Consider the following 12,768-nt stretch of genomic DNA (forward strand, 5'->3'; position numbering starts at 1 on the left):
TGCACAAGGAAGACGTTATATTCAAATCCAAAAATAACGTGAGCTGGTTTTGAGTTGAAAATCAATTGGTTGATCCACCAATATTTCCCCATCGGCGTTTGAATCTATTTTTGAAGTTGTTTTGAGAGAGATAGAGGGTGCTTGATAGTAATACACATTTTTATGAGTTAAATGTTTTCCTCCAAAGATCATTAACACAAAAAGATACAATAAGTTAGCAAACGAGTGTTTAGGTAAAATAATCAAATCTAATTTTCCGTCTATTTGAGAAGCTTTTGGTGAAACCGGGATGCCGCCGCCAAAATAAGGGTGACTATTGATAATAACTAAAAAAGCATCGTCAAACTGAGTTGTGTCGCCATTTGTTATAACGCTCAAAGGAAAAGCACTTTGCTTAAAAAAGACTTGAACTAGACTAGCAAAATAAACAAAAGAGCTCAGCCCTAACTTGTTTAAAAATACTTTAGATGGAGAAAGGTTTGCTCTTTTTGCGACAGCCGCATCAAATCCGATACCAACATTATTTACAGCATAACCCGTATTTTGTTGATTGTGGTCGTAATATTCAATGATATCTAATTTTGTTGCTTGTTGAGCGGTAAGAATCTGTTTTAAAGCTTTTTTTGGATCTTTTGAAATACCTGTTCCTCGTGCAAAGTCATTACCAGAGCCTGCGGGGATATACCCTACTGGGATGTGGGCATATTGTTCACCTAAACCTGTAAGAACTTCGTGCAAGGTTCCATCACCACCAATAACGATAATTGAATGAGACAGATTGTGTTCTTCCTCTATTTCATGAGCTAACACTTTAGTTAATTCCACAGTATGTCCGTGATAAGCAGACTTATGTACAGTAAAACTTATCTGCTGAGCCATCAGCAAGTTACCAATTTGGTGACTGACTTTTTTTCCTTTACCAGAACCTGAAAGCTCGTTAATAATAAGATGATAATGTTTAATTGTCGACATGAGTACTCCTTTTGACTTGCTTTTATAATTGCGCCACTTTACATTATAAAACAAATAAAAATTAAATTCGAAGTAAATTTATGAGAAAATCAAAAAAAACAGTTACAAACTAATTGAAAGTGTTAGAATAAACAAGGATTTTGTTTCACGTTTAGGAAGGATGGACAAATATGAAGAAAAAACTATTATCAAACAAATATACACTAGGAGTAATTGACATTCTTTACATTGTGGTAGGCTCGTTTATTGCAGCCTTATCATTTAATGCATTCTTATTGCCAAATTTAATTATTTCGGGCGGTATCAGTGGGGTCAGTACAATTACGAAAAGCGTCTTTAGCTGGGATCCTTCAATCGTACAGTTAGCTTTCAATATACCATTATTGTTAATTTGTTTTATATTTTTAGGAAAAGAAGCAGGATATAAAACTATTTTAGGAAGTTTAATATTACCTGCATTCATTGGAATGCTAGACTTTGTCAAACCATGGACGAATACACCTTTATTAGCAGCTTTATTTGGAGGTATTTTAACCGGTATTGGTTTAGGTATTGTATTTAGAGCAAAAGCATCAACCGGTGGGACAAGTATTATCGCTCAAATGATTCATGAGTACATAAAATTGCCTTTAGGTATGAGTGTTGCGTTAATTGATGGATTAGTAATTGTATGTGCACTACTTGTTTTTGATGGTGAAGTTGTTATGTATTCCATTATCTCGCTGTTTGTTATTAGTCGTACTATCGACGTTGTACAAGTTGGGTTTAATCATTCTAAGACTGTCATGATCATTTCTGAATATCCATCAGAAGTAAAACAAGCAATCTTTAATACGGTTAATCGTGGAGTGACGAACTGGGGTATTAAAGGCGGATATGGCAATTCAGATAAACAAATGCTAATGTGTGTTGTGGCTGAACAAGAATTTACGTTCTTAAAAGATGCTGTTTTAGATGTAGATGAAAATGCATTTGTAGTGGTGATGAGTGCGAGTGAAGTTTGGGGACGTGGGTTTACTCTAGCTAAAGAAAAGACTATTATCTAAAGGGATGTAGTGAGAAATGTACTTTTATTTATTGACAAGTTGTACATCTTCTCCTATACTTTAAAGCGTACTAAGGATAAATTTATTTAATCACTTGTTTAAAGAAAAGTTTTCCATGGCTGAAAGAAAACTAACAAAATTAAATCAATGCTCCCTTATTAAAATAGTAGAAATACTATCGTTTCTCGCGTTATCGAGACTTAAGAGGTAATGAACAGTCAAATGACGTCATTGCAAACAAGGTGGTACCGCGATTCGTTCGTCCTTGTCTGGCAATGTTGTTGTTGGACTTTTTTTGTGCTCTTTTATAAATACACGAGTTAAATTTGAAAGGAAGAAAACGATGAAAAAATTATCAAGCAATGAAGTTCGTCAATTATTTTTAGACTTTTTTGAATCAAAAGGACACAAAGTGGAACCTAGTGCATCACTCGTTCCTTTTGAAGACCCAACGCTATTGTGGATTAATTCCGGTGTAGCAACATTAAAGAAATATTTTGATGGTTCAGTGATACCTGAAAATCCAAGAATTACAAATGCTCAAAAAAGTATTCGTACAAATGATATCGAAAATGTTGGGAAAACAGCTCGTCACCATACTTTGTTTGAAATGCTTGGAAACTTTTCAATAGGGGAATACTTTAAAGAAGAAGCTATTGAATGGGCATGGGAGTTTTTAACAGAAGATAAATGGTTGGGATTAGAACCTGAAAAATTGTATGTCACGGTATACCCTGAAGATACAGAAGCTAAAAAGATTTGGAAAGAAAAAATCGGATTAACAGATGATCATATAGTAGATGTGGCTGATAATTTTTGGGACATTGGAGCTGGCCCAAGTGGTCCAGATTCTGAAATCTTTTATGATCGAGGAGAAGCCTTCAATGATTTAGCTGAAAATGATCCTGAGAACTACCCAGGAGGAGAAAATGAACGTTGGTTGGAAATTTGGAATTTAGTATTTTCAGAATTCAATCATAAACCAGACGGCACCTATGAGCCGCTACCAAATAAAAACATTGATACAGGTATGGGGTTAGAGCGGGTTGTTTCCATTTTACAAGATGCGCCAACAAACTTTGAAACAGATTTATTTATGCCAATTATTAAAAAAGTAGAAACCTTGAGCAAAACTAAAAAGTACGGTAAAAATCCAACGGACGATATTTCATTTAAAGTCATTGCAGACCACGTCCGTGCAGTAAGCTTTGCTATCGGAGATGGTGCGTTACCATCAAATGAAGGACGCGGATATGTATTACGTCGCTTATTGCGCCGAGCAGTTATGCATGGAAAAAAATTAGGTATTGATGAAGCATTTATGTATAAATTAGTTCCTATTGTTGGAAGCATCATGGATAGTTTTTACCCTGAAATATTAGAACAAGAAGATTTCATCGTTAAAGTGATCAAAAATGAAGAAGAGCGATTCCACGAAACCATTAATGATGGCTTAACTATTTTAAATGAACGAATCACTGAATTAAAAGCAAAAGGTGAAACAAGCATTGTAGGATCTGATATTTTCAAATTGTATGATACGTATGGATTTCCGGTTGAATTGACCGAAGAATACGCACAAGATGAAGGCTTTAACGTAGATCATGAAGGATTCGAAAAAGAAATGACTGCTCAAAGAAATCGTGCGCGAGCTGCTCGAAGTGGTGAGAAATCGATGGGCGTCCAAACAAAATTATTCTCTGATCTAAAAGAAGATAGTATCTTTGTAGGGTACGATAAAACAACTGAAATGGGTACTTTAGAAGTGATTGCAACTGATGAAGAGCTTGTGACTTCAGCACAACCTGGAGAACGTGTCCGTTTAATTTTTGATCAAACACCATTTTATGCTGAAATGGGTGGACAAGTTGCCGATAAGGGTGTTGTCAAAGATACGACTGGTAAACTTATCGCTAAAGTGGTAGAGGTTAAAAAAGCTCCAGCAGGACAACCACTGCATATAGTTGAAGTGCTTGAAGTTCTGACCGTGGGAGAAACCTATGTATTGGAAGTTGATAAATCCTTAAGAAATAAAATCACTCGAAACCACACGGCTACTCATTTATTGCATCAAGCCTTAAAAGATATTTTGGGTGAACACGCTAACCAAGCTGGTTCATTAGTTACACCAAATCATTTGCGTTTTGACTTTACTCATTTTGGTCAAGTTACACGAGATGAATTAGATCAAATGGAGCAAATTGTAAATGAAAAAATATGGGAATCCATCTCTGTAGTTACAGTGGAAACGGATATCGCTAGTGCTAAAGAAATGGGAGCAATGGCATTGTTTGGCGAAAAATACGGCGATTTGGTCCGTGTTGTTAATGTTGGAAACTATTCTATTGAGCTATGTGGTGGTGTTCATGTCAGCAATACGAGCGAAATTGGTATCTTCAAAATTGTTTCTGAATCAGGAATAGGTGCTGGGGTTCGCAGAATTGAAGCTGTAACAAGCGAAGCAGCTTATACTTTATTGCAAACAGAGCAAAAACGTCTAATTGAAGTTGCAGCTTTAGTAAAAGCTCAGCAAACACAAGATGTGAAAACTAAAGTCCAACAATTACAAACAGAATTAAAAGAAGCTCAAAAAGAAAATGAATCGTTACAAGCAAAATTAGCTAATGATCAAGCAGGCGATATTTTTAAAAATATCCAAGAAGTGAATGGCGTAACGATTGTAGCTGCAGAAGTTGATGTAAAAGATATGAATCAACTCCGTCAATTGGCTGATCAATGGAAACAAAATGCTGTATCTAATGTTTTAGCACTCGGTTTTTCAAATGATGGAAAAGTTAATTTGTTAACAGCTGTTGATGCAGAAACAATTAAAAAAGGATTTAAAGCAGGCGATCTCATCAAAACAATCGCTCCACTTGTTGGCGGCGGCGGTGGTGGACGTCCGGATATGGCTCAAGCTGGTGGAAAGAATCCAGCAGGTTTATCAGATGCTTTAGCTAAGGTAGTAGAATGGGTTAAAGATAAAGACTAAATTTAGTTAAGTCGCGCATGTTAAGGTATGAAAAAACTGGTAACCAGAATGATTTTTAGAATAAATAATTAACTATGAAGAGGAGTTGAGACTTTAGTTTCAACTCCTCTTTGGTTATAAAATAAATAAACAAATTTTATGATGATCATTTTCTGATAACCATTGTAGTTTGAAGTGCTTTCTTGTAAAATAAGAGTAGACGTTACAGAAATTGAGGTGTAGACCATGAGTTCAACAGATGAAACAGTACGTTTTAATGTTGGTGACAACAGCGAAAAAAGTGTCAAAGAAACTTTAAAATTAGTACATGATGCATTAGAAGAAAAGGGATACAATCCGATCAACCAAATAGTTGGCTATTTACTTTCAGGAGATCCAGCTTATATTCCACGTCACAATGATGCTCGAAATCTAATTAGACGCCATGAACGTGATGAAATTGTTGAAGAGATTGTTAAAACCTATTTGAAAGAGAGTGGACCTAAAGCTTAATGAGAACAATGGGATTAGATGTCGGTTCCAAAACTGTTGGTGTAGCCGTTAGTGATCCATTCGGCTGGACTGCACAAGGAATTGAGATCATTAAAATTAATGAGGCACAAGAAGAATACGGCATAGAGCGTGTTGGCGAATTGATTAAGATTCATGAAGTCACAAAAGTAGTGATCGGTTTGCCAAAGAATATGAATAATTCTATCGGTCCTCGAGCAGAAGCTTCTCTTCGATATGCTGAATTAATTAAAGAAACATTTAATTTACCAGTAATTTTACAGGATGAACGTTTAACGACTGTTCAGGCTGAAAGAATGTTGATTGAAGAAGGAAATACTTCTAGAGCAAAAAGAAAAAAAGTTATTGATAAGCTAGCGGCAGTAATGATTCTGCAGAATTATTTGAATCAAAATCAAAACTAGTAATTCAGTCAATAGTGCGCTAAAATAGAAAAGAAACTTATCTCATAATTAAAGGAGTGTTGACCAATGTCACATGAACATGACCACGATCACGACCATGAACATGACCACGATCATGAACATATTACCTTAGTAGATGAACAAGGTAACGAACAATTATACGAAATTTTATTTACATTTGACTCAGATGATTATGGCAAATCTTACGTTTTTGTATATCCTGCTGGAGCAAGTGAAGGAGAAGAAGTTGAACTTGAAGTTTACTCATTCATTGAAACAGAAACTGGAGAACAAGGCGAATTAAAACCAATTGAAACTGAAGAAGAATGGGATATGATTGAAGAAGTCTTAAACACATTCTTAGCAGACGAAGAAGAATAATTCGTTAATTTTATTAATGCAACTATGAGTAAAACGTGTGAAAAAGCTGACAAATTTGATTTGTTAGCTTTTTTTTGTTCTCATAAAGTAAGATATCATGTATAATGATACAAGTTAGTGTCATAGCCAAAGTGAAAAATCAATGGAAACCTTATTATAGTTTAGGAGGGTCACTTTTTGTCAAAACGAAATAAGAACAACCAAACAAAAAATACTAAAGAAGTAAAAACCGATTTAACTGGTAATGTAAGTGAAAGACAAAAAGAAAAATCATTGGTTAAGAAAATTGTACTTAGCATTTTAGCAGCATTTATTATTCTGTTGATTCTTTTTGGTTTAATAGGTTATCAGTATGTAACGACATCGTTAGAACCATTAGATACAGAAAATAAAACTGAAGTAGTGGTAGAAATTCCCACAGGTTCGAGTTCAAAAGATATCGCACAAATTTTACAAGATAACGGCATTATAAAAAGTGCCATAGTGTTTAGTTATTATGTCCGTATGAACAATGAAACGGACTTTCAAGCAGGAAACTATGCCTTTTCTCCGTCAATGTCTCTTGATTCGATTATCGATCAACTTCAAGAAGGCGGAACAGCTGAAAGTTATCAAGGAATAAAAGTATTAGTTAAAGAAGGCACTTCGATTGATCAAATCGGAGATACTATTGCTGAAAATTCAGAGTATACTAAAGAAAATTTTTTAACGGCTATTCAAGATGAGTCATTTGTAACGGATATGCAAACCAAATATCCTGAGTTATTAACTTCAGCTCTTGAAGCAGAGGATACACGGTATCGATTAGAAGGATATCTTTTTCCTGCTACTTATGATTTTCCGGAAGAAATGACATTAGAAGAACTGATTGAGAACATGATTAGTAGAATGGATGAAGAAATGACAGGTTTTTATCCTGAAATTAAAGAGTCCAATAGAACTGTACAAGATATTTTAACAATTGCTTCTCTAGTCGAACGTGAAGGATTTACATTAGAAGACCGGAAAAAGATTGCTGGTGTTTTTTATAACCGTTTAGCAATCGATATGCCTCTACAAACGGATATTGCTGTTTTGTATGCATTAGATGAGCATAAGGAATATATATCAAATAAAGATGTTTCAGTAGATTCTCCCTATAATTTATATGTGCACCCTGGATTTGGTCCCGGACCGGTTAACAGTCCAAGTGCAGATGCTATAAAAGCAACTTTACAGCCAACTGAATCAGAGTATATGTACTTTTTAGCTGATATGGAAACTGGAAAAATCTACTACGCTGAAACATATGAACAGCATTTAGAATATAAAGCTGAATATGTTGATTGATCAGATTTAATAAATTGGAAAAAAGAAATAAAAGAGCATTGGATCAATTGATCCAATGCTTTTCATAAGGGAAGAGGAATAAGTATGACGAACAACAAGAGACCAATAGTGATTGGAGTAACTGGAGGATCTGGTAGTGGAAAAACTAGTGTCAGTCGTGCAATCTACAATCAGTTTACAGGTCATTCCATTTTAATGTTGGAACAAGATTTTTATTATAAAAATCAAGATGACTTATCCTTTGAAGAGCGTTTAAAAACAAATTATGACCACCCATTTGCGTTCGATACAGATTTGCTTATTCAGCACTTAGAAGATTTGATTCACTACAAATCAATTGAAAAGCCAGTCTATGACTATGCTGCGCATACTAGAAGTAAAGAAATCATCATTCAAGAACCTAAAGAGGTTATCATCCTTGAAGGAATCTTAATTTTAGAAGACCCGCGATTAAGAAAATTAATGGATATAAAAGTATACGTAGATACAGATGACGATATACGTATTATTCGCCGAATCAAACGGGATATAGAAGAACGAGGCCGTACACTTAATTCAGTGATTGAACAGTACTTGACTGTCGTGAAACCGATGCATCATCAATTTGTTGAACCTTCAAAAAAATATGCAGATATTATTATTCCAGAAGGTGGAACCAATCAAGTAGCGATTGATCTTATGACGACAAAAATTAGAAGTATATTAGTTGAAGAGTCTAAAATTTAAAAGTCAAAGTAGGTTCTTAAAAAATATGATAGTTGAATTAAAAGTTTGAAGAAATTAAAATTTTTGGTTTACAAATAGAATTCTACATGGTATCTTGTCAATATTGAAAATATAATTACGCTTTCAACTAAATAGTGAAAGCAAGAATCAGATATGATTCTAATAAAGGAGATCGCATTAAATGATTGAAAAAGTATATCCAATGACATTAGATGGCAAACAAAAGTTAGAAGAAGAATTAGAATATCTTAAAACGGTTAAACGTAAAGATATTGTAGAAAGAATTAAGATTGCTCGTAGTTTTGGAGATTTATCTGAAAATTCTGAGTATGAATCGGCGAAAGATGAACAAGCTTTTGTTGAGGGAAGAGTAACAACTATTGAAAATATGTTGCGTTTTTCTGAGATTATTGATAACTCAAATACTGCATCAGATGAAGTTTCATTAGGCAGAAAAGTAACATTTATTGAATTACCAGATGGTGATGAAGAAGAATATACGATTGTTGGTAGCGCAGAAGCTGATCCTTTCAAGGGATTAATTTCAAATGACTCACCTATTGCTAAAGCTTTAATGGGCAAAAAAGTAGGTAGTGAAGTTACTTTTGGGACTCCAGGTGGAGATATGTTCGTTAGAATTGTAAAAATTAGTTGATTTAATGTTTTTTTTAATAAAAGCTACTCATTGAGCAGCTTTTATTTTTTTTGGAATATACTACATCTTTAGTCTTAGTTAGAGCTCATGCTAAAGAACATTACATAATGAGTTAAAAACGGTATACTGGATAAAAGAAACATAGCAAAGGGGACTTAAAGGGTATGAAAAATAATTGGAAATGGTTCTTACTAATTGAATCACTCTTATTGATAGTAGCTTTATACCAGCTGATTCATAATCTATTTATATTAGGGCTCTTTGCTGTTGGCTGTTGGTTGATTTTTTTAAACCGTAAGCAACAAAAAAGAAAAAGGAAAATGCCTTTAGTTGTTGGAATCTTTTTAACAGCTTTTGCACTAATGTCGTTAGCCGGTTTTTGGTATATACTAATTGTAGGAGTTGTCTTTCTTTATCTAAATTATGGAAAAGTATTTTCAAAAATGGATTCTTTTAATTTCCAGCAAGCTCCATGGAATGAAAAAGATATTGTAGTTGTTGAAACAACTGATAGTTTGCCAAAGAATGCCAAACGCTTTAAACGAAATTGGTTGGGAAATGAAAGAATCGGCAACACAATATATGAATGGGATGATATTAATTTTTCAATTTTTATGGGAGACACGATCATTGATCTGGGAAATACTATTCTTCCCAAAAATGAAAGTTATATTGTTATTCGAAAAGGGTTTGGGAAAACACGTATTTTAGTTCCCAATGGTATTGGTATCATGATTGAGCACAGTGCTATTAAAGGAAAAATTGCATTTGAGGGGCAACAGTATATTTTGGAGAATGAATCCGTTAAAATGTATAGTAAGCATTATGAAGACCAAGCCAGAACATTAAAAATCATAACAAACGTTTTAGTTGGAGATTTAGAGGTGATTGCAATATGAAGCATAAAGCCATTCAATCGCTTTTTTTCTCCAGTAGTATCATTATATTTATGTTGTTTTTTGTTATTATAGCTAGTTACAGCTTTGCGTATTCTCCTGAAAGTTGGTATTTAGATATTTTTACAACACGTTTTTTTTATATTCCTTTTATTGGGTATTTACTGGCTGTCTCAGCTGCGATTGGTCTAGGTGTCACACTGGGTGTTTATTATCTGAACAAACGCCAGTGGCAGCACATAGAAGAGACTCTTCACACTCTTGTAAAGGGAGATTATTCAAAAGAGACTTTCGATCAACTGCTTGCTAAAAATGAAGAAGATTATTTTTTTTCTGATGAATTGAAAAGAGCGCTCATAGATATTCGTGAAAAACTGGTGACTTTAGCTAATGAAGTACAAATGAACAGCAATTCAGCCAACTCTATTAATGGTCAGACGAAAGAAGAAATTCTGGTATCTGAACGGAGTCGTTTGGCACGTGAATTACACGATTCAGTCAGTCAACAATTGTTTGCAGCTATGATGATGTTGTCTGCTTTAAATGAGCAAATGTATGAAACGAGCGGAGCTTTACAAAAACAAGTAAAATTAATAGAATCTATTGTAAACGAAGCTCAGGCTGAAATGCGGGCTTTATTGCTTCATTTAAGACCCGTTAATTTAGAAGGAAAGTCATTGAAAAAAGGGATTGAACAACTGTTAAATGAGCTCCGTACAAAAATTCAAATTGAATTAAAATGGGATATTGAAGATGTTTCACTACCAAATGGAATAGAAGATCATCTTTTTCGTATCGTTCAAGAACTTCTTTCCAATACATTGCGCCATTCAAAAGCAAACGAATTAGAGGTTTACTTGCACGTCATTGATCAATCTGTTTTATTGAGAGTCATTGACGATGGAATTGGTTTCAATACGACTGAAAATAAAGCTGGGAATTATGGGTTGCAGAACATTAATGAACGAGTAATCGGAATGGGTGGGACATGCAAGATTATTAGTTTTAAAAATAAGGGAACAAGTGTTGAGATAAAAATACCACTTATGACTAAAATCGAAAAAGGGGCAGGGACGATATGATTAAAGTATTATTAGTGGACGATCATGAAATGGTTCGATTAGGGGTTTCTTCTTATTTATCCATCCAAAGCGATATAGAGGTTATAGGAGAAGCAGAGAACGGGAAAATTGGTTTCGAAAAGGCAATGGAGCTGCGTCCAGACGTTATTTTGATGGATTTAGTGATGGATATAATGGATGGCATCGAGTCTACAAAAGCTATTATGAAAGAATGGCCTGAAGCAAAAATCGTTATTGTAACCAGTTTTATTGATGACGAAAAAGTCTATCCTGCACTGGAAGCAGGAGCGTCCAGCTATATTTTAAAAACGTCGACAGCGAGTACAATTGCGAATGCGATTCGCTCTACATATAAGGGTGAAACGATTCTAGAACCGGAAGTAACCGGAAAAATGATGGAACGTTTAACTAAAAAGCATGTTCATCAATTGCATGAGGATCTAACCAATCGTGAACAAGAGATTCTTATGTTGATTGCTCAAGGTAATTCTAACCAAGAAATTGCTGACGCACTTTTCATAACTTTAAAAACAGTTAAAACACATGTTTCAAATATATTAGCTAAGTTAGAAGTTGAAGATCGGACACAAGCAGCTATTTATGCTTTTAAACATCACCTTATTGAGTAAAGTAGGGTAAACAAGTACAATGAAGTTGATAGGAACTAGCATATAATTAGGGAAATGAAAGTTGGTAAAGAGATGAAGAAAAATTTTGCAGTTATTGGTTTAGGCCGTTTTGGGAGCAGTATTTGTCGAACACTTGTAGAAAGTGGACATGATGTATTGGCGATTGATTCTAGTGAAGATAAAGTAAATGAATATATGAATATAGCCACTCATGCAGTTGTCGCAAATGCTCAAGATGAAAGTGTCTTAAGATCACTAGGTATTAGAAATTTTGATCATGTCATTATAGCTATTGGTGAAGATATTCAAGCAAGTATATTAATTACATTAATGATTAAAGAAATGGGTAATCCATACATTACAGCGAAAGCCCAAAATGAATACCATGGAAAAGTACTAGAAAAAATAGGAGCCGATCATGTTATCCATCCTGAAAGAGATATGGGTATTCGAATCGGGCATCATTTAGTTTCAAGAAACGTAGTGGATTATTTAGAATTATCAGATAAGTATTCATTGGTTGAATTAAAAGTAACAAACCCAAAGTTTTTTAATAAAACACTTCTAGAATTAAATTTTAGACAACGTTATGGATTAAATGTTATTGGAATTCGACGAGGACAAGAGATGATTATTTCTCCTGCAGCTGATGCCGTTATTCAGGTGAATGATACGCTTATGATTGTTGGTGGTATTAAAGAAATTGATTGGTTGGAAAATCAAATGCCATAGAGATACGTTCCAAGAAAAACAAACGTTGTTGCATCTTTAATTATGGTATTATTAATAATGATAATATGGTCGTATGAGAGGAGGAATCACAGAGAATCGTTTCTGTGAAACTTACTATGAAAATTGAAATAACAGATAATGCTAAAGAATGGTTTGAAAATGAGGTAGGTCTCGAAAAGGGTAATGGTGTTCGATTTTTGGGGAAAGTATATGGAAGCACTGAAGTCCATGAAGGATTTTCGGTCGGAATGGAAGTAACTCAACCCACTGATGTCTTAGCTGAAACCATTATTAATGGGGTCATTTACTTTATTGATAAAAACGATGAATGGTTTTTTAGCGGATACGACTTACAAGTTAATTATGATAAAGAACGCGAAGAACCAATCTACCACTTTATTGAACACTAAAAAA

Annotated in this window: 14 protein-coding genes; 13 read left to right on the forward strand and 1 reads right to left on the reverse strand. The window is 34.3% G+C overall.

Annotation, left to right across the window (positions count from 1 at the left end; translation table 11 throughout):
* Positions 1–21: 21 nt before the first annotated feature.
* The gene (locus ACKI3H_RS00710) at positions 22–972 is read right to left on the reverse strand and encodes a diacylglycerol/lipid kinase family protein (protein ID WP_407370396.1); all 951 of its coding nucleotides are present in this window, start codon (positions 970–972) and stop codon (positions 22–24) included.
* A 170-nt stretch (positions 973–1,142) separates the two neighbouring features.
* Between ACKI3H_RS00710 and ACKI3H_RS00715 the strand changes: the two genes are divergently transcribed.
* From ACKI3H_RS00715 to ACKI3H_RS00775, 13 genes are all read left to right on the forward strand, one after another.
* A complete protein-coding gene (locus tag ACKI3H_RS00715) occupies positions 1,143–2,018 on the forward strand; it encodes a YitT family protein (protein WP_407370398.1) in 876 nt (291 codons plus the stop codon).
* Positions 2,019–2,361: 343 nt separating this feature from the next.
* A complete protein-coding gene (alaS, locus tag ACKI3H_RS00720) occupies positions 2,362–5,010 on the forward strand; it encodes an alanine--tRNA ligase (protein WP_407370400.1) in 2,649 nt (882 codons plus the stop codon).
* 225 nt (positions 5,011–5,235) lie between these two features.
* Positions 5,236–5,502: an IreB family regulatory phosphoprotein gene (locus tag ACKI3H_RS00725; protein WP_013710505.1), complete on the forward strand. Its 267-nt coding sequence runs from the start codon at positions 5,236–5,238 to the stop codon at positions 5,500–5,502.
* Positions 5,502–5,924 carry a Holliday junction resolvase RuvX gene (gene ruvX, locus ACKI3H_RS00730; RefSeq protein ID WP_350450258.1) on the forward strand — a complete coding sequence of 141 codons (423 nt, stop codon included), beginning with the start codon at positions 5,502–5,504 and terminating at the stop codon, positions 5,922–5,924. Before ACKI3H_RS00725 ends, ruvX begins: the two co-directional genes overlap by 1 nt.
* A gap of 66 nt (positions 5,925–5,990) precedes the next feature.
* Positions 5,991–6,305, forward strand: coding sequence for a DUF1292 domain-containing protein (locus ACKI3H_RS00735; protein ID WP_407370402.1), 315 nt, complete (start codon positions 5,991–5,993; stop codon positions 6,303–6,305).
* 177 nt (positions 6,306–6,482) lie between these two features.
* Entirely contained in the window at positions 6,483–7,634 is a 1,152-nt protein-coding gene (gene mltG, locus ACKI3H_RS00740; protein WP_407370404.1) for an endolytic transglycosylase MltG, read from the forward strand.
* Positions 7,635–7,718: 84 nt separating this feature from the next.
* Positions 7,719–8,360 carry a uridine kinase gene (gene udk, locus ACKI3H_RS00745; RefSeq protein WP_350450255.1) on the forward strand — a complete coding sequence of 214 codons (642 nt, stop codon included), beginning with the start codon at positions 7,719–7,721 and terminating at the stop codon, positions 8,358–8,360.
* 181 nt (positions 8,361–8,541) lie between these two features.
* On the forward strand, positions 8,542–9,015 hold the full coding sequence (gene greA, locus ACKI3H_RS00750) for a transcription elongation factor GreA (RefSeq protein WP_350450254.1): 474 nt from the start codon (positions 8,542–8,544) through the stop codon (positions 9,013–9,015).
* Between the two features lie 164 nt (positions 9,016–9,179).
* Positions 9,180–9,914 (forward strand): cell wall-active antibiotics response protein LiaF, encoded by a 735-nt coding sequence (gene liaF, locus ACKI3H_RS00755; RefSeq protein WP_407370405.1) that lies wholly within the window; start codon positions 9,180–9,182, stop codon positions 9,912–9,914.
* Positions 9,911–10,993 carry a sensor histidine kinase gene (locus ACKI3H_RS00760; RefSeq protein WP_407370407.1) on the forward strand — a complete coding sequence of 361 codons (1,083 nt, stop codon included), beginning with the start codon at positions 9,911–9,913 and terminating at the stop codon, positions 10,991–10,993. Before liaF ends, ACKI3H_RS00760 begins: the two co-directional genes overlap by 4 nt.
* Complete coding sequence (locus tag ACKI3H_RS00765; protein ID WP_407370409.1) at positions 10,990–11,622, forward strand: response regulator; 633 nt, start codon at positions 10,990–10,992, stop codon at positions 11,620–11,622. The genes ACKI3H_RS00760 and ACKI3H_RS00765 overlap by 4 nt, the downstream gene beginning before the upstream one ends.
* Before the next feature lie 72 nt (positions 11,623–11,694).
* Complete coding sequence (locus ACKI3H_RS00770) at positions 11,695–12,354, forward strand: TrkA family potassium uptake protein (RefSeq protein WP_350466543.1); 660 nt, start codon at positions 11,695–11,697, stop codon at positions 12,352–12,354.
* Positions 12,355–12,470: 116 nt separating this feature from the next.
* Entirely contained in the window at positions 12,471–12,764 is a 294-nt protein-coding gene (locus tag ACKI3H_RS00775) for a HesB/YadR/YfhF family protein (protein ID WP_407370640.1), read from the forward strand.
* Positions 12,765–12,768: the final 4 nt, after the last annotated feature.

The organism is Carnobacterium sp. (assembly GCF_045617425.1).
Classification (GTDB): Bacteria; Bacillota; Bacilli; order Lactobacillales; family Carnobacteriaceae; genus Carnobacterium_B.

Bases quoted from the DNA above. Each gene is read 5' to 3' on its own strand.
- ACKI3H_RS00715 (WP_407370398.1), top strand. From the start codon at position 1,143: ATGAAGAAAAAACTATTATCAAACAAATATACACTAGGAGTAATTGAC.
- udk (WP_350450255.1), top strand. From the start codon at position 7,719: ATGACGAACAACAAGAGACCAATAGTGATTGGAGTAACTGGAGGATCT.
- ACKI3H_RS00710 (WP_407370396.1), bottom strand. From the start codon at position 972: ATGTCGACAATTAAACATTATCATCTTATTATTAACGAGCTTTCAGGT.
- ACKI3H_RS00765 (WP_407370409.1), top strand. From the start codon at position 10,990: ATGATTAAAGTATTATTAGTGGACGATCATGAAATGGTTCGATTAGGG.
- greA (WP_350450254.1), top strand. From the start codon at position 8,542: ATGATTGAAAAAGTATATCCAATGACATTAGATGGCAAACAAAAGTTA.
- alaS (WP_407370400.1), top strand. From the start codon at position 2,362: ATGAAAAAATTATCAAGCAATGAAGTTCGTCAATTATTTTTAGACTTT.
- ACKI3H_RS00735 (WP_407370402.1), top strand. From the start codon at position 5,991: ATGTCACATGAACATGACCACGATCACGACCATGAACATGACCACGAT.
- ruvX (WP_350450258.1), top strand. From the start codon at position 5,502: ATGAGAACAATGGGATTAGATGTCGGTTCCAAAACTGTTGGTGTAGCC.
- ACKI3H_RS00725 (WP_013710505.1), top strand. From the start codon at position 5,236: ATGAGTTCAACAGATGAAACAGTACGTTTTAATGTTGGTGACAACAGC.
- ACKI3H_RS00770 (WP_350466543.1), top strand. From the start codon at position 11,695: ATGAAGAAAAATTTTGCAGTTATTGGTTTAGGCCGTTTTGGGAGCAGT.
- ACKI3H_RS00775 (WP_407370640.1), top strand. From the start codon at position 12,471: ATGAAAATTGAAATAACAGATAATGCTAAAGAATGGTTTGAAAATGAG.
- ACKI3H_RS00760 (WP_407370407.1), top strand. From the start codon at position 9,911: ATGAAGCATAAAGCCATTCAATCGCTTTTTTTCTCCAGTAGTATCATT.
- liaF (WP_407370405.1), top strand. From the start codon at position 9,180: ATGAAAAATAATTGGAAATGGTTCTTACTAATTGAATCACTCTTATTG.